Origin of the sequence: Streptomyces muensis, assembly GCF_021474425.1 — a bacterium.
In the GTDB taxonomy this organism is placed as follows: Bacteria; Actinomycetota; Actinomycetes; order Streptomycetales; family Streptomycetaceae; genus Streptomyces; species Streptomyces muensis.
Genome location: NZ_JAKEIP010000011.1, coordinates 53,114 through 73,363, shown reverse-complemented (window position 1 = coordinate 73,363; position 20,250 = coordinate 53,114). Strand labels below are relative to the sequence as shown.

13 protein-coding genes are annotated in these 20,250 nt (G+C 70.4%); 4 read left to right on the top strand and 9 right to left on the bottom strand.

Annotated features, from left to right (window positions below; all coding sequences use genetic code 11):
• The first annotated feature begins 37 nt into the window (after nucleotides 1-37).
• Nucleotides 38-1,345 carry a TIR-like protein FxsC gene (locus L0P92_RS05345; protein WP_234761332.1) on the top strand — a complete coding sequence of 436 codons (1,308 nt, stop codon included), beginning with the start codon at nucleotides 38-40 and terminating at the stop codon, nucleotides 1,343-1,345.
• Nucleotides 1,332-5,387 carry an FxSxx-COOH system tetratricopeptide repeat protein gene (gene fxsT, locus L0P92_RS05340; protein WP_234761331.1) on the top strand — a complete coding sequence of 1,352 codons (4,056 nt, stop codon included), beginning with the start codon at nucleotides 1,332-1,334 and terminating at the stop codon, nucleotides 5,385-5,387. Before L0P92_RS05345 ends, fxsT begins: the two co-directional genes overlap by 14 nt.
• A gap of 26 nt (nucleotides 5,388-5,413) precedes the next feature.
• Here the strand turns inward: fxsT and L0P92_RS05335 are convergent, their stop codons facing one another.
• The 9 genes from L0P92_RS05335 to L0P92_RS05295 all read right to left on the bottom strand — a co-directional run bounded on the left by L0P92_RS05335 (nucleotide 5,414) and on the right by L0P92_RS05295 (nucleotide 17,967).
• Nucleotides 5,414-6,307 carry an alpha/beta fold hydrolase gene (locus tag L0P92_RS05335; RefSeq protein ID WP_234761330.1) on the bottom strand — a complete coding sequence of 298 codons (894 nt, stop codon included), beginning with the start codon at nucleotides 6,305-6,307 and terminating at the stop codon, nucleotides 5,414-5,416.
• Between the two features lie 110 nt (nucleotides 6,308-6,417).
• Nucleotides 6,418-7,275, bottom strand: coding sequence for a hypothetical protein (locus tag L0P92_RS05330; protein WP_234761329.1), 858 nt, complete (start codon nucleotides 7,273-7,275; stop codon nucleotides 6,418-6,420).
• Nucleotides 7,275-8,960, bottom strand: a complete 1,686-nt coding sequence (locus L0P92_RS05325) for a PHP domain-containing protein (protein ID WP_234761328.1) — start codon at nucleotides 8,958-8,960, stop codon at nucleotides 7,275-7,277. The genes L0P92_RS05330 and L0P92_RS05325 overlap by 1 nt, the downstream gene beginning before the upstream one ends.
• Before the next feature lie 19 nt (nucleotides 8,961-8,979).
• The gene (locus L0P92_RS05320) at nucleotides 8,980-10,809 is read right to left on the bottom strand and encodes a LamG-like jellyroll fold domain-containing protein (protein WP_234761327.1); all 1,830 of its coding nucleotides are present in this window, start codon (nucleotides 10,807-10,809) and stop codon (nucleotides 8,980-8,982) included.
• 33 nt (nucleotides 10,810-10,842) lie between these two features.
• On the bottom strand, nucleotides 10,843-13,764 hold the full coding sequence (locus L0P92_RS05315; RefSeq protein WP_234761326.1) for a glycoside hydrolase family 2 TIM barrel-domain containing protein: 2,922 nt from the start codon (nucleotides 13,762-13,764) through the stop codon (nucleotides 10,843-10,845).
• Nucleotides 13,761-14,621: a carbohydrate ABC transporter permease gene (locus L0P92_RS05310; RefSeq protein ID WP_234761325.1), complete on the bottom strand. Its 861-nt coding sequence runs from the start codon at nucleotides 14,619-14,621 to the stop codon at nucleotides 13,761-13,763. Before L0P92_RS05310 ends, L0P92_RS05315 begins: the two co-directional genes overlap by 4 nt.
• Nucleotides 14,622-14,635: 14 nt before the next feature.
• Nucleotides 14,636-15,589, bottom strand: coding sequence for a carbohydrate ABC transporter permease (locus L0P92_RS05305; RefSeq protein ID WP_234761324.1), 954 nt, complete (start codon nucleotides 15,587-15,589; stop codon nucleotides 14,636-14,638).
• Nucleotides 15,589-16,875 carry an ABC transporter substrate-binding protein gene (locus L0P92_RS05300; protein WP_234761354.1) on the bottom strand — a complete coding sequence of 429 codons (1,287 nt, stop codon included), beginning with the start codon at nucleotides 16,873-16,875 and terminating at the stop codon, nucleotides 15,589-15,591. The genes L0P92_RS05305 and L0P92_RS05300 overlap by 1 nt, the downstream gene beginning before the upstream one ends.
• A gap of 72 nt (nucleotides 16,876-16,947) precedes the next feature.
• A complete protein-coding gene (locus tag L0P92_RS05295) occupies nucleotides 16,948-17,967 on the bottom strand; it encodes a carbohydrate kinase family protein (RefSeq protein WP_234761323.1) in 1,020 nt (339 codons plus the stop codon).
• A 127-nt stretch (nucleotides 17,968-18,094) separates the two neighbouring features.
• On the opposite strand from L0P92_RS05295, the gene L0P92_RS05290 reads away from it, so the two are divergent.
• The gene (locus L0P92_RS05290; RefSeq protein ID WP_234761353.1) at nucleotides 18,095-18,859 is read left to right on the top strand and encodes a DeoR/GlpR family DNA-binding transcription regulator; all 765 of its coding nucleotides are present in this window, start codon (nucleotides 18,095-18,097) and stop codon (nucleotides 18,857-18,859) included.
• Entirely contained in the window at nucleotides 18,856-20,196 is a 1,341-nt protein-coding gene (locus L0P92_RS05285; protein ID WP_234761322.1) for a 6-phospho-beta-glucosidase, read from the top strand. Before L0P92_RS05290 ends, L0P92_RS05285 begins: the two co-directional genes overlap by 4 nt.
• The last annotated feature ends 54 nt before the right edge of the window (nucleotides 20,197-20,250 follow it).

The window sequence follows — 20,250 nt, the reverse complement described above, 5'->3', positions numbered from 1 at the left end:
CGCCCGGCGGGGGACGGGCAGGATCGGGGGGATCGGTGTGGAGCCCATCGAGCGATTACGGGCGGACGTCGGCCCGTACTTCTTCCTCAGTTACGCCCACACCCCGCGGGACGACCACGAGGAGTCGGACCCGGACATGTGGGTTCACCGCCTCTTCCGGGACCTGAGCTTTCACATCCGCCAGATGACGACCGTGCCCGGCGGGGCGTCCGGATTCATGGACCGTTCCATGCGGGCCGGGCAGATCTGGAAGGACGAACTCGCCGAGTCCCTCGCCTCCTGCCGGGTGTTCGTTCCGCTGTACTCACCGCGCTACTTCACCAGCTCCTGGTGCGGCAAGGAGTGGAGCGCCTTCGGCCGGCGCCCCACCCAGCATCGCGTCGAGGGGCGGCAGGGCACGCCCAGCGCCGTGGTGCCGACGCTGTGGGCACCGGTGGAGGACCATCAGCTTCCGAAGTCCGTCTCCGCCGTGCAGTACACACATCCGGAACTGGGAGACCGCTACCGGGCCTTCGGGCTGTACGGACTGATCAAGGTCAAGTCGTTCCGCGGCGACTACGAGAAGGCCGTGATGCGGCTGGCCCGCCGCATCGTCGAGGTCGGCGAGAACGTCATCGTGGAGCGTGGTGCGCGCACGCTCCTGGACTCCGTGCCGAACGCCTTCGCCCCCGTGCGGGCCCGGCGGACGCTGCGGATCACCGTGGCCGCGAACTCGCTGCCCGGGCTGCCCGAGGGGCGCAGTCCGGACTACTACGGACACTCGGCGCTCGACTGGAACCCCTTTCACCCCGAGTGCGCGAGACCGCTGGCCGCCGTCGCGGCCGACATCGCCGAACGCATGGAATACCGCCCCGATCTCCAGGCCCTCGACACCTGGGACGAGACGGCCGACGGCACCGACCAGGACGACGGGCCGGAGGTGATGCTGCTGGACCGCTGGGTCCTGCGTGACCCGCAGGGCCGCGCCCGGTTGCGCCAATACGACATGAGCGGACGCCCCGCGACCGGCCTGATGGTCCCGTGGAACGACGCCGACCCGGACAGCGACGGAGCGGAAGCCGAGCTGGCGGAGGAGGCCGAGGAGACCCTGCCGCGCACGATGCGCTCGGGGCGGCAGGCCTGTCGCCCCGCCGTAGTAGGCATTCCCGACCACGAGTCCTTCGGCGCGCTGCTGCCGCGTGTCGTGCAGTGGACGGCGACCCGCCACCTCAGGCACACCCAGGCCCAGCCCCCGCCCGGCCAGGCCACCCCGCGCTTCCGGCTCAGCATCTCGGGGGAGCAGGACAGCCCACCACCGGTGAACCGCCCGCACGCCGAGGAGGAAGACCACGATGGACAGCCTTGACGGACCTGACGGCCGCGACGGCCGGATCGTGACGTTCTACTCGTACAAAGGCGGGACCGGCCGGACCATGGCCCTGGCCAACGTCGCATGGATCCTGGCCGCCAACGGCAAACGCGTCCTCGTCGTGGACTGGGACCTGGAGGCCCCCGGACTGCCCCGCTTCTTCCACCCGTTCCTCGACCCGGCGACGGCCGGCGCCACCACCGGTGTCATCGACCTGCTCACCGACTACGCCTGGGCCGCGGCGGCCGGCTCCGACGAGACCGAACCCCGGCCGCCCGACTGGCACCTGCCCTACGCCCGCATCCAGCGCCACGCCGTGTCCCTGGAGTGGTCGTTTCCCGGCAGCGGCACGCTCGACCTGGTGGTCGCGGGGCGACAGAACCGCGACTACTCGGCGACCGTCAGCACCTTCGACTGGGACAACTTCTACGACCATCTCGGCGGAGGACTGTTCTTCGACGCGCTGCGCGACGACATGCGGCGCAACTACGACTACGTCCTCATCGACAGCCGCACCGGCCTGTCCGACATCGCGGACATCTGCACCGCTCACCTCCCGGACATGCTCATCGACTGCTTCACACTCAGCGACCAGAGCATCGACGGTGCCTCCGCCGTCGCCCACCACATCCATGAGCGGTTTCACGCCCGCAAGATCCGGATCCTTCCCGTCCCCATGCGCATCGACGAGGGGGAGAAGGAGAAAGCCGACGCCGGGCGCTCCCTGGCCCGTGCCAAGTTCGACGGATTCCCCTCAGGCATGACCGAGGCCGAACTCACCAGGTACTGGGGGTCGGTGGAGATCCCCTACCGGCCCTACTACGCCTACGAGGAGACGCTGGCGGCCTTCGGTGACGAGACGAACAACGCCACCTCGCTGCTGTCGGCGTTCGAACGGCTCACCGGTGTCATCAGCGACCAGGCGGTCACCGCACTGCCGCGCATGGAGGAGGACGAGCGGCTGCGCATCAAGAAGGCGTTCACCCGCAGCCGTTCGGCACTCCCGGCCGATCTGCTGCTGAGCTATGTCGCGGAGGACCGCATGTGGGCCGACTGGATCGGCACCCTGTTGTCCCGCACCGGTTTCCGCGTGGTCCCGAGGTACGTCGGCTGCGAGGGCGACGGCGCGGACAAGCCCGCCGACCGCACCGTGGTCGTGCTCTCGCCGGCCTTCCAGCGTTCGGCGCGCGCCCGCCAGGTGTGGGAGGCCGCCACCGGAAACGACCCCACCGGCCGCCGCCAGGTGGTCGCGGTCCGGGTCGGCGACATTCGTCCGGCACCGTCGTTCAACGAGTGGGCGTCGGTCGACCTGGTACGCCTGGACGAACCCGGCGCCGCCTCCGCGCTGTTACGCGCGCTCGGTAAGCCCGCCTCGACGGCCGACCACCCCTCCGAGGCCGTGGCAGGCGACGTCCGCTTCCCCGGGACCCTGCCGAAGGTCTGGAACGTTTCGCCGCGCAACGCCTCCTTCACCGGGCGCAGCGCGCTGCTGGAGCTGCTGCGCGACACCCTGGGAAGCAGCACCGCGTCGGTGTCGCCGGCACCGTACGCGTTGTACGGCCTGGGCGGCGTGGGCAAGACGCAGATCGCGCTGGAGTACGTGCACCGTTTCGCCGCCGACTACGACCTGGTGTGGTGGATCCCCTCCGAACAGAACGAACTGGTCATCTCCTCCCTGGCGGAGCTGGCCGGCAAGCTGGGGCTCAGGGTCGGTGACGATGTGGCCCAGGCCGCTCAGGAGGCCCGGGACCATCTGCGCCAGTCGGGCCTGGCCCTTCGCTGGCTGCTGGTCTTCGACAACGCGGCCGAACCCCAGGAGGTCAGCCGGTACTTCCCCAGCGGCAAGGGCCACGTCCTGGTGACCTCCCGCAACCAGACCTGGCTCCAGTACGGCGACGCCCTCGAGGTCGACCCCTTCCTGCGCGAGGAGAGCATCGAGCACCTGCTGCGCCGGGCGCCCGGGCTGGACACCGGGGACGCGGACCGGGTCGCGCAGGCAGTCGGCGACCTGCCGCTGGCCCTGGACCAGGCCGGCGCCTGGCTCGCGGAGACCGGCACCCCGGTCGACCGCTACCTGGAGGAGCTGGAGGAACAGGCCGAGCACGTCCTGTCGTTGAGCCAGCCCGTCAACTACCCGCAGCCGGTGGCCGCCACCTGGAACGTCTCCATCGAACGCCTCAAGGAACGCTCGCCGGCCGCCGTGCGGCTGCTGCAGTTGTGCGCGTTCTTCGCGGCCGAACCCATCTCCCTGAAGCTTCTCTACGGGGACGCGATGATTCGCGTGCTCGCCGCGGAGGACGCCTCGTTGCAGGAGAAGATGGTCCTCGGCCGGGTGATCCGGGAGATCAACCGGTTCGCGCTCGCCAAGGTGGACCGGGCCACCGAATCCATCCAGGTCCACCGCCTGGTGCAGGCTGTGATCCGGGCCCAGCTGACCGCGCAGGAGCAGGAGGACGCCCGGCACGTCGTGCACCGCATCCTCGCCGGGGCCCGCCCTTCGGGCGAGGAGCCGATCGACGACCCGGAGAACCGCTCGACCTTCGCCGCCATCTGGCCCCACCTGGACGCCAGCGACGCCAGCTCGTGCGACGAACCGGAGACCCGGCAGCTCCTCATCGACCGGGTGCGGTACCTGTGGAAGCGCGGTGACCTCAACGCGGCACTGGCGCTCGGCGAGAAACTGCGGGCCTCGTGGGAGACCTCGCTGGGCGCGCGGCAGGCCTCGATCGCCGAGCTGAAGGAGAAGATGGCCGACGCCGAGAAAGGGACGGGCCGGGCGGACGACGAGGACGTGCGGGTGACGGCCGCGCAGGAACGTTATGTTCGGAACCTGCACATCCAGATTCTCTACCTGCGCTTCCACATCGCCAACGTGCTGCGCACCCTCGGCAAGTACGTCGAGGCGGAACGGCTGAGCGCGGACACCTTGGTCGGGCAGCGCCGGCTGCTGCCGCCCGACCATCCGCACGTCCTGATGACCATCAGCGGGCTGGCCGCCGACCTAGGCAGCATCGGCCGGTTCGACCTGGCCCTGGAGATGGCCAACGAGGCGTACATCGGATTCAAGGAGAGCTTCGGCGAGGACCATCCCCGTACGCTCAGCGCCAACAACAACCGTGCTGTGTGCCTGCGTCTGCTGGGTCGCTACACCGACGCGCGCGACGTCGACCAGGAGCTGTACGACCGGCGGCGCAACGACCTGGGCGCGGAGCATCCGCAGACCTTGAACAGCGCCTTCAACCTGGGACGCGACCTGCGGGAGGTCGGCGAGTACAGCAACTCGGTCCTCCTGCTGCAGAACGGCTTCGACGCCTATCGACGGCAGTTCGGCGACACCTATCCCGAAACCCTGCGTACCGCCAAGAGCCTCGCGGTCTCCCTGCGCAAGGCCGGGCGGGCCGAACAGGCGCGTGCCATCACCCATCAGACCCGTGAGTACTACCGCACCCGCGAGACCCCGACCTCCACCCCGGACGTGCTGGACTGCACCCTCAACTACGCCACCGACCTGTACTTCACCGGTGCACGCGAGGAGGCGCTCGCCCTGGCGCAGGAGATAGTGCCGCAGTACCGGACCGCACCCGGCGTCCGGCACCCGGCGACGCTCGCGGCCGTCAACAACCTCGGTGTCTTCCTGCGGGGTTCGGGCGAGGTGGGCAGGGCGCGGGAGCTGCTGGAGGAGAACCTGGCCACACTGCGCGAGGTGCTCGGTGAACGGCACCCCTACAGCCTGGCCGCGGCCGTGAACCTCGCCAACGTGCTGGCGGAGCTGGGGTCCTCGGACGAGGCCGAGACACTGGAGAGGACGGCCGTCGCCGGCTTCCAGGCGGTTCTCGGCCACGGGCACCCGGACACCGTGGTCTCGCGCGCGAACCTGGCGGTCACGCTTCGGACGCTGGGCCGGATCCCGGAGGCCGAGCAGCTTCAGGAGAGCGCCCACTTCGACCTGTCCCGGCTGCTCGGTGAGGACCACCCGCACGCGGTGACCGTGCGGGAGGGCAAGCGCATCCACCGGGACCTGGAGCCGCTGCCCGTCTGACCGTTCCCCGAGGTGCGCCGGGATGGTCAAGGGCCGCCACGAATCAGCACCGGCCGGCCGCCCAGCAGCCAGGTCACGATGTCGGGCAGGACGCGCAGCGCCGCGAAGTGCGCGGCGGCGGGCTGGAAGATGGCCGTCACGCTGGGTATGCGCTCGGCCAGCCAGCGGGTGTGGCCGGCCGGAGCGAACACGTCCTGCTCTCCGTGCCACAGCAGCACCGGTACGGAGATGTCCTCCAGAGAGAAGCCCCACGGGCTGCAGAACGACAAGGCGTCGTCCACCCAGCCGTCGGCCGACACCCGCAGCGCCTCGCTGTAGTTGCGCATCAGCATGGCGCGGATGGCGGCGTCGGCCACCACCCTCAGATCGGACTCGGTGAGCTCCCGGCGCAGCTGGGTGAGCAGGCGCACCGGGTTGGCGCGGATGGCGACGGAACGCTTGCGCAGGCTGGCCGCGAGCCGGTCGGGGCTGGCCAGGGCCTTGGTGTACTCCCGCACGTTGGAGGCCGCCATGCCGGCGAACCAGTCCAACCCGTCGGCGTCGTGCGGCGCCAGGCTCACCAGCACCGCGACCCGGGTGACCCGGTCCGGCAGGAGCGCCGCGCAGGCCAGCGCGTGCGGCCCGCCGCCGGACCGGCCGACCACGGCGAAGCGTTCGATGCCCAGGGCATCGGCGATGGCGGACACATCCGCGGCGACGTGCGAGACCGGTCGTCCGGGGAGCCGGTCCGAAGGGCCGTAGCCGGGGCGGTCGTAGGTGATGAGCCGGACCCGCTGGTGGTAGAGCAGCATGGGCCGGGGCGCCGGGCCGAGCCTGCTGCCGGGGGTGCCGTGCAGCAGGAACACCGGAAAGCCGTTGAGGTCCCCGGAGACCTCGACGGCTAATCGGCGCCCGTCCCCCGTGATCACCTCTGTGCGCATGCGCGGCCTCCCCTCGAAGCCCCCGCCGCTGCGGCATGCCGTGGTCGTGCAACGGCCATTCCCCATCGTGCCCCAGATCATCCCGAAGTGCGGGTCTTTCCGGGTCTCGATCAGTTCGTGACCTGCTGGTACGAGTGCACGGCGGTCGCCGCCGCGCACACGCCGGGCGGGATCATCTGGGCGCGCAGGGTGCCGCTGTTCGCGTCGTAGTCGACGCCCTCCGTCTCGAAGGCGCCGAACGAGCCCGCGCACACGCTGCGTTGCGGCAGCGCGAACAGGCTGCTCACCGCGCCCGTCATCGGCTGACCGTCCACCTTGCGCGGCAGGTCGACCTGGAGCAGCGGGCGGATCTCCGGGAAGAGCGTGCCCGAGGCGTCGTTCGAGGCGCACACCAGGCGCGTGTCCGTCACGAAGTCGCAGCCCTGGATGTCACGGACAGGTTTGTCCAGGGTGATCTGCCAGGCCTCCTTCAGGTCACCGCCGGACTGGGGTGTGGACGGGTTCAGCAGGGGAGCGGGGAACACCTGGAGTCTTCGCTGCTCGCCCCACTCACCCGACACCAGCCACTGCCCGTCGGGCGAGACGCTCGCGAAGGAGTTGTTCAGCTTCTCGCCCGGGTTGAGCCGATGGACGTACTCGTAGCGCTTCCCGGCCGGGGTCGTCACCGCGAACATCTTGGACGTGGCCGTGTCCGGGCCCTGGTAGGCGTCGAAGACGTGGCCGCGTGCGATGTCCGGGTCGCCGATGTGGTTCCAGCCCCTGATACGCAGGTCAAGGGGGATGGAGGCGAGGCCGCGGTACAGCAGTGAGCCGTCCGCGCGGCTCGCGAGGCCCTGCCCGCCGCCCAGCGTGTCGGTGTACGCCGTGCCGGTCTCGGCCCAGCGCGGGGCGCCGGCGGCGGACGCTGTGCCCGCGCCGAGGGTGAGCGCTGCCAATAAGCAACCGAGAGTGAGGATATGACGCTTCATCAGGCCCCTGCCACGTCGACGAATACCGGGTTCGAATAGAACCACGTATCCGCCCACGGGTCACCGTCTCCGGGCGCGTGCGGGATCGGCCCGTGCGGGTCGACCGACGAGCCGAGGTAGCCCGCGCCGTGGCGGTTGCCGTCGCTGCCGCGCAGCCGCACGTAGAAGGACTCGTCCCCGGCGGTCAGCGGGACGCGCAGGGTGTACGTCCCCTTGCGGCCGCTCACGTCCGCCGTCCGCACGACCCTGGTGTCGGGGGCCCGCCAGGTGTCCCGGTCGGCCACCGGGCCGCGCACCGCGCCCCGGACGACGTCCACGTGCGCCAACTCCGGCAGGATTCCCTGGGGGTTGGGCCGGGAGGCGGTCGTGACCGTGACGTTCAGCGTCAGCTTCTCGCCCTTGCGCACCCGCAGCCGGCCGCCCAGCGTGACACCACGGCCGTGGTCGCAGTCCCGCTCGAGGCGGACGTCGAGGCCGTCGAGCAGATGCCCGTGGTCCAGCCAGACCCGGCCCGCGCGCAGGCCCGCCATCACCGCGCGGTAGCCGTAGCGGGTCACTCCGACGTGGGTGCGGCTGAACTGGCCCGGCCAGAAGTCGCTGCCCGGCTGCGGGGTGGTGGTGTTCACCGGGTCGGGCAGCTTGCCGGTGGTGTCGAAGTTCTGGCCGGCCGGCCAGTCGCCGTTCTTCCAGGTGTCGAAGACGATGCGGTGGGCGTCGGAGTTCGTGGTGATCGAGAACAGGCGGCCCTCCGCCAGCATCGAGTCCCACAGACCGCCGACCGTCGCCGTCGCCCAGTCGAAGCCGCCGTACGTCAGATACGCGTCCGCCGGGTAGCCGGGCCAGGACTGCGCCGACGGCTTGTTCTCGTACTCGCCGCGGATCGACGTCGCGCCGCGCCAGCCGGGGATGGCCGCGCCCTGCGCGCCGGGCGCGCCCTCCATGCCGATCATGATGTCGGGGGCGGCGTCCCGCCAGGCCCGCATCTCGTGCGGGGAGTCGATGCCGAGGCGCATCGGGTGGTTGGCGAGGACGAGGACGTCGTCCACGTAGCCGGTGCGGCGCTGCTGGTCCAGCCACTTGAGGGCCTTGACCGCGTGGGCCTCGTTGCGGGCGGTGTCCGCGTCGGCCGCGCCGCCCTTGTCGTAGCCGAGCAGCTTGCCGTCGTAGGCGCTCTCGAACCGGGTGAGCAGGTCGACCTCGTGCGCGCCGGGCGCGGAGAAGACCGTGCAGTGCTCGGCGGCCGGGATGTACCACTCCAGGCCCTGGAAGATCAGCTGGCGCGGGTTCTCGGCCCGCGCCCTGAGGATCTCCTCGTGCTCCATCGCGGCTCCGAACTTGGCGTGCCCGAAGTTGGAGTGCTCGGTGAACACCATCCAGTCAAGGCCGAACTTCGCGCTCGCGGCGGCCAGTTGGGAGAACGTGTACTTGGCGTCGTGGCTGTAGACGGAGTGGATGTGGTGGTCGCCCACGAGGTAGGCGAGGCGCGGGTCGTCGCCGCCGAGACGCCGGTCGGAGGCGGCCGAGGCCGGTGCGGCCACGGCGGGTGCGGCCGCGCCGCCCAGCGCGAAGGCGGCGCCGAACAGGCCGGCGCGGCGCAGGAGTCCGCGTCTGGAGACGCCCTGCGGGTCGAGGTCGGTGGCGGAGACGGCCGGGTCGGCCCAGGTGGGCAGCTGCTGCTCGGTCATGGTGGTGGTCCCCTGAAGGTCAGTGGTTCATGAAGGACTTGACGGGCAGCGCCCGCGCGACGATCCGGACGTCGCCGAGGCGGCCGTGCAGGACCTGGTCGATCCTGCCGCCGTACTCGTAGCCGCCGAGCAGCCACGGCAGCCCGACGGACGTGATGCCGGTCGAGCGGGCCTTGGGGTTGCGGACCACCGGGCAGCCCTCGACGTACATCGTGGTGTGCTCGCCGTCGTTGACGACTGCCAGATGCCACCAGGTCTCCAGCGGGGTTTCCTGGGCCCAGTTGGTGGCGATGCCCTCCTGGTTCAGCGGGCGCATCGCCCACTGCGGCTCCCGGTCGTTCGACAGGGACAGGGTGGCGAGCGGTTCGTCCGGGTCGTCGGCGGTCTTCCCGGCGGCGCCACCGGTGCCCGTACGGCTGACCAGGCCGGACCAGGCGTTGTGGTCCGGGTCCCAGTCGGCGGGGAGACGGTAGAACGCCTCGATGGTGTAACCGTCCCTGAACATCGCCGAGTTGAGCGGCGCCCCGTCGACCGTCCGCAGGTACGCGCCCTTCAACGGCGACTTGAAACCCTGGAACTCCAGGCTGCCGTGCCCGGGCTGGTCGGGGTGGTGGTCGGCGGACCAGCCCAGCTCGCCGCCGCCCACGGTGACGAGGGAGAGGTCGTTTCCGCGTCCGGAGAGGTCACGGACCGTGCTGCCCTCCACCGGCCGCTCGAAGCGCCAGTACGCCACCGTGCCCGGGATCAGCATCCTCGACGCGGGGCGGGCCGGGCGGGCCGGCACCGGGGCGAAGCCGGAGAAGCGGTCGGCGAAGTCGATGCCGACGCTGAACCGGTCGGCGTCACCGCTGAGTTCTATCTCCTGCCGCTCCAGCTCGTTGAGGCCCTTGGCGGCCCGGCCGAGGATCCACGGCGAGACCGTCTCCACGTCGATGACGTTCCGGTCGAGGTCGAAGCGGTACAGGCGGATCATCGCCGCGCCGCCGAAGTAGCGGTTCTGGTAGTTCGTCAGATGCAGGTGTACGTCGTTCCCGGCGGCGTTCTCGCGGGTCGCCCGGGCGGCGGGCCAGTAGTGCCCGTTCAGGGTGAGGAAGATCTGGTCGTGGTCGTCGATCAGCCGGTCCCACAACTGCTGCCCGTACGCCGACAGGGAGTCGTCCCCGACGACCAGCTCATGGGTGGTGAGGATGACCGGCGTCTTCGAATGCCGGGCCAGGACGTCCTTCGCCCAGGCGTAACCCTTCGCCGACAGCCGCCAGTCCAGCGCCAGCACCATCCACTCACGTCCGGCGGCCCTGAAGAGGTGGAAGCTGTTGTAGCCGTCCGGGGAGGCACCCCCGAAGGTCCTCTTCCCCCGGAACCGCTTCGGCCCGAAGGCGTCCAGATACGGCGTCGCACCGCGCTGGTCGTCCGTCGACGACTTCACGTCGTGGTTGCCGGCGAGCACGCTGTAGCCCACGCCCCGCCGGTCCAGCAGCCGGAAGGCCTCGCTGATCGCGGCGACCTCGGGCTGGGAACCGTTCTGGGTGAGGTCGCCGAGGTGCGACAGGAAGACGATGTTCTCCTTGCGGCCGTGCTCCAGCAGATACCGCAGCGACGCCTCGACCGGCGCCTTGTCGATGCTCGGCCCGTCGAAGAGGTACTGGGTGTCCGGCATCACGGCGAGCGTGAAGCGACGGCTTTCCGGGTCGGGCCGCCAGTCGTCCGCGGATGCCGCTTCGGCCACGGTCGGCAGTGCGACCGAGGCGGTGGCGGCGGCGCCGAGCAGCGCCGTGGCCCGCAGGAAACCACGTCTTCCGGCGGCGGCCTGCGCGGCCTCGCCCTGGTCGTGGGCATGCGAAGTACACATGGGTGCTCCATGAGGAGGGAGAGGAAGAGGAGGTCAGAGGACGCGCAGGGTCCAGCTCCAGCGATGGACGCCCGGTGCGACGCGGTAGGAGGGGAAGGTGTCGGGGCCGCACGACGCCGTGCCCAGGCCCCGGTGCGCCGCGTCGAGGTGGACCACGCAGCCGGGGCGCGGCACCAGTTCGTCGTGGTGCGTGGCGGCGGTCAGGTCCTCGGCGCGGTAACGGGTGACGCAGACCTGACGCGGCTCGTCCAGCGCCACCGTGAGACCGGTGGCATCCGGCGCGGACAGCGTGAACCGCCGTACGCCATGTCGGCCACCGCTCTCCTGCGGGCGCAGGTACGGGGTGAACAACTCGTCGACGGGGAGGGAATGATGGCCGACGGGCGCGCCCGCGCCGCGGTCGGGATACGACTCCCAGGGCCCCTGCCCGAACCACTCCAGCAGGTCGAGCCCCGCGACCGTCTCGAAGACCGTGCCGACCCGCGCCACGTCGTCGAAGACGTCCGGCAGCTCGGCCTCCTCCTCTACGCGTACGCCGCCCTCGACGGCCGTGAACACCTGCCGGTGCCGTACGACACCGGCCGCGCCCGCGTACTCGGCCGCCACCCTCACACGCCCGGCGTCCTCACGCACCGACACGACCTTGCGCACCAGCGCGTCGAGCCCCCAGCTTCGCCAGCGCCCCGCCATGCCGCCGAGTTCGTCGTTGTCGGTGGGCGCCCGCCACAGCGAGAGCGTGGGGGCCACCGTCAGCAGCGGGTGGACGAGGAGACCCTCGCCGTCGACCTCCACCGAACCCGCCGCGACCGGCTCCCGCCGCACGTCGGCCGCCCGCAACCGCACCTGCGGCACGCACACCTCCGTGCCGCGCGGCGCCCACGGTAGGTCCCGCGCCGTCGTCACCCGCAGCGTCAGCCAGGCCTCGCCGCCGTCCTCCGGCAGCGCGAACGGCAGCGGCACCGCCGCCGTCTCGCCCGGGCACAGCTCGGGCAGCTCGGCCGGGGCGGTCAGCGTGCGGCCGTCCGCCAGCGACAGCTCCCATACGCCCGTCAGCCAGTCGAAGCCGCGGAAGTGCTGGTGGTTGGTCAGGACCACGCCCTCGTGCCGGTAGCTCTCGATGCGCACCGGCGCCGCGATCTCCCGGTGCTCGTACATCGCCGGCTTGGGCGTGCGGTCGGGAAACACCACGCCGTCCGCGATGAACGCGCCGTCGTGGATCGTCTCGCCGAAGTCACCGCCGTACGCCCAGCGGTACCCGGGCGCGGGGACACCGTTGTCATACAGCCCGGCGCCCCCACGCCCGGCCGGTCTTCCGTCGCTCACGCGTTGCAGAATCCCGTGGTCCCAGAACTCCCAGATGAACCCGCCCTGAAGACCTGGGGTGGCCTCGATGGCGGCCCAGTGGTCGGCCAGCGTGCCGTTGCTGTTGCCCATGGCGTGCGAGTACTCGCACTGGATCAGCGGCTTGGTCTGCTCACCGGAGAGCGCGTGCGCCACGCAGTCCTCCAGCGGGGCGTACATCGGGCAGGCGATGTCGGAGGCGAGCTGCGGGTCGGCCCAGCCGAGCTTGGCCGCACCCTCGTACTGGATCGGCCGCGTCGGGTCGTGGCGGCGCACCCAGCCCGCCGCCGCGTCGTGGTTCGCGCCGTAGTCCGACTCGTTGCCCAGCGACCAGACGATGACCGACGGATGGTTCTTGTCGCGCAGCACCATCCGTGCGACCCGGTCCACGAAGGCGCCCAGATAGCGCGGGTCGTCGGCGATCTCATGGGCGTGGTCGTGGGACTCGATGTCCGCCTCGTCGACCACGTAGAAGCCGAGCTCGTCGGCGAGGTCGTACAGCGTCGGGTCGTTCGGGTAGTGGGCGGTGCGGATCGCGTTGAAGCCGAACCGCTTGAGCAGGACCAGGTCGGCGCGCATGTCGTCGTACGACACCGTCCGGCCGGTCAGCGGATGGAAGTCGTGCCGGTTGACGCCCCGGATGAACACCCGCTCGCCGTTGACGAGCAGGTCCCGGCCGACGATCTCGACGTCCCGGAAGCCGATCCGGTGCCGGGAAGTGTCGGCGACGGTTCCGTCGGCGCGGTGCAGGCGCACGGTGAGGTCGTACAGTTCGGGCGTCTCGGCGTTCCACGTGCGCACGTCGGGGACCGTGGTGTGCAGCCGTACCTCGCCGAGGAAGTCGGAGACCCGCTCGTCCTCGACGTTGGCGCGGTCGAACTCGACGTCCTGGGCGAGGAGTTCACCGTCCACCTCGCCGGTGACGTACCACCCCTCGGGCAGCGCGCCGCCGGTGTCCCGCACCCGGCAGTCGACCCGCAGCTCACCGCTGTACGCGGCCCGCACGGTCACGTCCGCGAGATGCAACGGGTCGCGCGCGTACAGCAGCACCGAGCGGGTGAGACCGCCGTGCCACCAGTGGTCCTGGTCCTCGATGTGCGAGGCGTCGGACCACTTGACGACCGTGAGCCGTACGGTCGCGGACGAGCCCGGGCGGACCTGTTCCGTCAGGTCGAACTCGGCGGCCAGATGGGAGTCCTTGGAGATGCCCACCGGCCGCCCGTCCACGTGCACCAGCAGCACGCTCTCCGCGCCGCCCACCTGGAGCACGATCCGGCGCCCGGCCCAGTCGGCCGGGACGTCCACCTCGCGCTCGTACACCCCCGTCGGGTTGGCGGCGGGGGAGTGGGGCGGGAACTCGGCGAACGGCATCCGGATGTTGAGGTACCGCGGCAGGTCGTCGGTGCCCTGCATGGTCCAGACGCCGGGGACGTGCGCCGTGGACCAGGCACCGCCGACCGGCGCGTCCGGAGCGGACAGCAGCTGGAAGCGCCAGTCGCCGTCCAGGGGGAGTGCTCCGGAGCGCCGGTCGACGGCGTTCATGGGGAGCCGTCCCCAGGAGGTCACCTCGGGTGCCTCCCAGGGGCGCAGGGCGATGAGCGGATCGGGGGTCATCCGCGCACGGCTCCCTTCGCGAGGTCGCCGATGATCTGCTTGGCGCCGATCGCGAACACGATCAGCAGCGGGATGAGGGCGAGCAGCGCGCCGGTCATCACGATGCCGTAGTCGGTGGTGCCGTGTGTGCCGTTGAGCTGGGAGAGCGCGACCTGAAGGGTCACGTTGTTCGGGTTGGTCAGGGCGATCAGGGGCCAGGCGAAGTCGTTCCACTGGCCCATGAAGGTGAAGATGCCGAGGAAGGCGAGACCCGGTCGGACCACCGGCAGCGCCACGTGCCAGTACTGGCGCAGGAAGTTCGCGCCGTCGAGCCTGGAGGCGTCGAGCAGCTCGTCGTGGATGGCCGTCTTCATGTACTGGCGCATCCAGAAGATGCCGAAGGCGTTGGCCGCGGCCGGCACGATCAGCGCGGTCATCGAGCCGATCCAGCCGATCTTCGCCATGACGACGAACTGCGGGATGACCGACAGCTGCGCCGGCACCATGAAGATCAGCATGAGCAGCCCGAACAGCAGCCCCTTGCCGGGGAACTCGAACTTCGCGAAGACGAAGGCCGCCAGCGAGTCGAAGAGCAGGACCAGGAAGGTCACCGACACCGCGACCAGCAGCGAGTTCCACATCGACCCGAAGAAGTCGACGGCGTCGAACAGGTTGCGCACGTTCTCCAGGAAGTGCGTGCCCGGCAGCAGCTTCGGCGGGTACGAGAAGATCTCCGACGAGCTGTGCGTCGACATGATCACGGCCCAGTAGAACGGGAAGGCCGAGATCAGGGTGCTGACGATCAGCGGGAGGTGCAGCGCGATCCCTCTGCGGCGGGACCCCTTGATGGAGGTGCGGGACTCCTTGATGGATGCCATGATGCGCGCCCTTCCTAGTCGCCGCGGCGCTGCACGAGGCGCCAGTTGATGATCGAGAAGAGGACGACGACGAGGAAGATGCCCCACGCCACGGCGGCGCCGTACCCGAAGTCGTTGTTGTCGAAGGTCTGCTGGAAGAAGTAGAGGACCATCGTCTGGCCGGAGTGGCCCGGACCGCCCGCGAACGTCGAGTCGTTGGACGAGGTCTGCAGCAGGACCTGCGGTTCGGAGAAGCTCTGCAGGCCGGTGACCGTCGAGACGACGAGCACGAACAGCAGCGTGGGCCGCAGCAGCGGCAGCGTGATCCGGAAGAAGGTCTGGATCGGACCGGCGCCGTCCATGCGCGCGGCCTCGTAGAGGTCGCCCGGAATGGTCTGGAGTCCGGCGAGGAAGATGATCGCGTTGTAGCCGGTCCACTGCCAGGTCATCAGCGCCGCGATGGTGACCTTGATGCCCCACGGCGTGTTCAGCCAGGCCACCTGGTCGATCCCCACCGCGTTCAGTACGGCGTTCACCATGCCGGCGTTGGTGGAGAAGATCGAGCCGAAGACGATCGCGATGGCGACGACCGAGGTGACGTTCGGCAGGAAGTACGCGACGCGGTACAGGCCCTTGAACCGGACCGCGGAGTTGAGCATCACGGCCGTGACCATCGCCAGGAAGATCATGGGGAAGGTGGCCAGCGCCCAGATGACGACCGTGTTGCCGATCGAGTTCCAGAAGTCGCTGTCGCTCAGCAGGTACTGGTACTGCGAGAGCCCCGCCCACTCCATCGACCCGAGGCCGTCCCAGCGGTGGAAGGACAGGTAGAGCGAGAAGCCGACCGGGAAGAGGCCGAAGCCGAGGAAGATCAGGTAGAAGGGGGAGATCGCGGCGTAGAGGTGCCAGTACTTGCGCAGGCCCTTCTTGGGCCCGGTCGGGGCGGGCTGCGGGGTCACCGCGGGCGGGGTCTGCTCCAGGACGGCCATCAGTAGCTCACCCCCAGGTGCTTCGCGATGCGACGGCACTTGCTCATGGCGTCACTCCAGGCCTTCTTCGGGTCCTTGCCGAGGACGCCGACGTTCTTGATCTCGTCCTTGAGGGGCTGCCCGAGCGCGATGTCGAACGGGCTGTTGTAGGCGACCGCGATCTTCTGCGCGGCCGGCCCGAAGACATCCGTGGTGACCTGGCCGCCGAAGAACTCGTCCGGCTCCTGCATCTGCTTCAGGCCGTACGAGGCGGGCGTGGAGGGGAACAGGCCCGCGTCGACGTAACCCTGTGCCTGGTTGGCCGCGTCGAGGATCCAGGTGATGATCTCGAAGGCCTGCTCGGGCTCCCGGCACGCCTTGGTGATCGACAGGAACGAGCCGCCGTTGTTGGCGGGCCGCACCGGCATCTGCGCCACCCGCCACCTGCCCTTGGTCTTCGGCACGCCGTTCTTGATGTCGAAGCTGGCCCAGGAGGCGTTCAGCTGGCTCGGCAGCTTGCCGTCCTGGACGGCGGACTGCTGGTCCGGGGTGCCGCTGACCAGGTCGGAGACGATCCCGCGCCGCTTGGCCTCCACGGCGAGCGCCCACGCCCGGCGCACATGATCCTGGTCGCCGATGAACTGGCGGTCCTTGTCGACGTACCGCTGCGTCCCCTGCTGCACGACGTTCTCGAAGACCGAGTTGACGTCGGTGAGCAGCTTGGCCCCCGGGACGCGCTTGCCGAGTTGTACACCCGCGTCGAAGAACTTCTCCCAGGTGTTCAGCTCCTTCGACACGTCGTCGGGCTCGTACGGCAGCCCGGCCCTGCGGAAGATCTCGAACTGGTAGTAGTGCGCGACCGGCCCGCAGTCGATCGGGAAGCCGACCATCGTGCCGTCGTCGGCGATGCCCTGGTCCCACTTCCAGGACAGGTACCGGCTCTTGTACTTCTCCGCGCCCAGCGTCCGCAGGTCGACGAACTGGTCCGCGTTCGGCAGGTAGGCGGCCATGTCCTCGCCCTTGAGCCCCGCGATGTCGGGGATGTGGGCCCGGCCGGTGATGGTGGTGATGAGCTTCGAGCGGTACTGGCCGCCGATCTGGATGGCGTCGAGGTCCACGGAGCTGTCGTAACGCGCCTTGGCGTTCTTGACGACCGTGTCGCTCAGTCCGCCGCTCCAATACCACAGGACCATGTTCCGGCCGGTCGAGCCGGTCGGAACGGCACAGCCGGACGCCAGGCCGCCGAGCGCCGTGGCGGCCGTACTGGCCAGGCCCGCGCGGAGCAGGCCTCTTCGTGAGAGCCGCACAGCTCCCACCGCCTTTCGGATCTTTTCGGGACTTCGCATGAGAGGGGCGTGGGGGGAGGAGAACAGTGGGGGTCAGTTCTGCCGTGCGGGCGGGGTCACGGGGGCGTACGCGACGGGCGGCCCCGGGTTCTCGGGGAGCCGGTCCGCTAGGAAGCCGTACGTCCGCTTCAGCTCGGGGTCGGTCAGGGAGCGCCACCAGCGGTCGACGCCGTACCAGCCGGGGGCGGCCAGGGCGCCGCCGTGCCGGCCGACCGACAGGCCGGCGGCCAGGACGGCGAACCTGAGCCGTTCCTCCAGGGACCAGCCGCCGAGCGAGGCCGCGACGAAGCTCGCCCCGAACACGTCACCGGCGCCCGTCGCGTCGAGGACGTCGACGTCGAGGGCGGGGACCTCGGCGTACTCGCCGGTCGTCTGGTCGACGGCGACGGCGCCGTCCCCGCCGCGGGTGACCACGGCCACCGGCACCAGCTCGCTGAGCGTGCCGAGGGCCGCGACCGCGCTGTCGGTGCGGGTGTAGGCCATCGCCTCGGTCTCGTTGGGGAGGAAGGCGTGGCACAGGGAGAGCTGTTCGAGCAGGTCGGTGGACCACTGCTGGGTGGGGTCCCAGCCGACGTCGGCGTAGATGTGGGTGCCGTTCGCGGCGGCCTTGGCGAGCCAGGCGCGGGGTTCGGCCTCGATGTGCACCAGGGCCGTGCGCGCCTCGGGCGGGTCGCCCATCAGCGCGTCCTGCGAGTACGGGGGCTCCTGGCCGTGGGTGACCAGGGCCCGGTCGTGGCCGTAGGCGAGGGAGACGGTGACCGGGGTGGGCCAGCCGTCCGCCGTGCGGGAGAGCGAGAGGTCGATGTCCTCCTGGTCGCACAGCACGTCCCGGCAGTACTCGCCGTAGAGGTCGTCGCCGAACACCGTGGCCAGCGAGGTCGTGAGGCCGAAGCGGGAGGCGGCGACCGCGAGGTTGGCGATGCCGCCGGGACCGCAGCCCATGCCGCCGGTCCAGATCTCCTCACCCGGTGTGGGCGGCTTCCCGAGCCCCGTGAGGACGAGGTCGTAGAAGAGCAGCCCGGTCAGCAGCGCATCGGGCCGGTCGTCGTCCACGGCTGGGTCCTCTCGTCAAAACTCTTCATTTCGGTGAGCGGAATCGTGCGCCGATCGGAGAGATTGGTCAATACCCGAGCAGAAATGAGCATGGCGATGATTGAAGATGACGAGTAGTGTTCACGTCGTGCTGGCAGAACGACGACACCAACTCATCCTGCGGGCCCTGCGCGCCGGGGGCCCCGCGGCCGTGACCGATCTCTCCGAGCAGCTGGGTGTGAGCCCGGCCACGATCAGGCGTGACCTGGTCAAACTCGAGGAGGACGGGCTGCTCACGCGGGTGCACGGCGGGGCGGTCGTGGAGGAGGGCGACCAGCCCTTCGCCGAGGTCGCCGAGATGCGCGTGCCCGAGAAGGACGCCATAGCCGCGCGTGCCGCCGCGATGATCGAAGACGGTCAGTCGGTGCTGCTCGACATCGGCACCACCGCCTTCCGGCTGGCCCGCCAGCTGCACGGCCGCCGTCTCACGGTGATCACCAGCAACCTGGTGGTCTACGAGGAGCTCGCCGACGACGAGGGCATCGAGCTGGTGCTGCTGGGCGGCATGGTCCGCCGCGAGTACCGCTCGCTGGTCGGCTTCCTCACCGAGGACAATCTGCGCCAGCTGCATGCCGACTGGCTCTTTCTGGGCACCAGTGGAGTGCGGCCCGGTGGTCAGGTGATGGACACGACGGTCGTCGAGGTGCCGGTCAAGCGGGCCATGATCAAGGCCGGCGACAAGGTCGTCCTGCTCGCGGACGCGGCGAAGTTCCCGGGTACGGGGATGGCGAAGGTGTGCGGTCCGGACGACCTGGACGTGGTGGTGACGAACGCGCCGGTCGACGCGGCGACCCGGTCCTCCCTGGAGGAGGCGGGCGTCGAGGTGGTCGTGGCAGGAAAGGTGCAAGAGTGAGACTGACGATTCTGGGCGGCGGCGGATTCCGTGTGCCGCTCGTGTACGGGGCGCTCCTGACGGACCGCGCCGAGGGCCGGGTCACCCAGGTCGTGCTGCACGACCTGGACGCCGGCCGCCTCAAGGCCGTGACCCGCGTCCTCGCCGAGCAGGCGGCCGGGGTGCCGGACGCGCCCGAGGTGAGGGCCACCACCGATCTGGACGAGGCGCTGCGCGGCGCCGACTTCGTCTTCTCGGCGATCCGCGTCGGCGGTCTCGAAGGCCGGGCCAACGACGAGCGGGTCGCGCTCGCCGAGGGCGTCCTCGGCCAGGAGACGGTCGGCGCGGGCGGCATCGCCTACGGCCTGCGCACGGTCCCCGTCGCCGTCGACATCGCCCAGCGCGTGGCCCGACTCGCGCCGGACGCCTGGGTCATCAACTTCACCAACCCCGCCGGACTGGTCACCGAGGCCATGTCCCGCCACCTCGGCGACCGTGTCATCGGCATCTGCGACTCACCGGTCGGCCTCGGCCGCCGTATCGCCCGCGTCCTCGGCGTCAAGAACCCCGGCGAGGCGTGGATCGACTACGTCGGCCTCAATCACCTCGGCTGGGTGCGCGGCCTGCGCGTCGCCGGCCGCGACGAGCTTCCGCGGCTGCTCGCCGACCCCGATCTGCTCGGCTCCTTCGAGGAGGGCAAGCTCTTCGGCGTCGACTGGCTGCGGTCCCTCGGCGCCATCCCCAACGAATACCTGCACTACTACTACTTCAACCGCGAGGCCGTGCGCGCCTACCAGCAGGCCGACAAGACCCGCGGCGCCTTCCTCGCCGACCAGCAGGCGCACTTCTACCGCGAGGTCGAGCGGTCGGACGCCTCCGCCCTGGACATCTGGGACCGCACCCGCGCCGAGCGCGAGGCCACCTACATGTCCGAGAACCGGGAGACGGCCGGCGCCGGCGAGCGCGACGCCGACGACCTGTCCGGCGGCTACGAGAAGGTCGCGCTGGCCCTGATGCGGGCCATCGCCCGCGACGAGCGCACCACCCTGATCCTCAACGTCCGCAACCGGAGCACGCTGTCCGTGCTCGACTCCGAGGCCGTCATCGAGGTGCCCTGCCTGGTCGACGCCAACGGCGCACACCCGGTCGCCGTCGCCCCGCTGCCCGACCACGCCACGGGCCTGGTCTGCTCGGTCAAGGCGGTCGAGCGGGAGGTGCTGGCGGCGGCCGAGGCCGGCTCGCGCTCGACGGCGGTGAAGGCGTTCGCGCTGCACCCCCTGGTCGACTCGGTCAATGTCGCCCGCAGGCTGGTCGAGGGCTACTCCTCGGTCCACCCGGGTCTGGCGTACCTTAAGTAGCGCCGGCGCTGGAAAGCGCTTTCAGCAGTCGCCGAGGAGCCCCTCGCTTCCCCT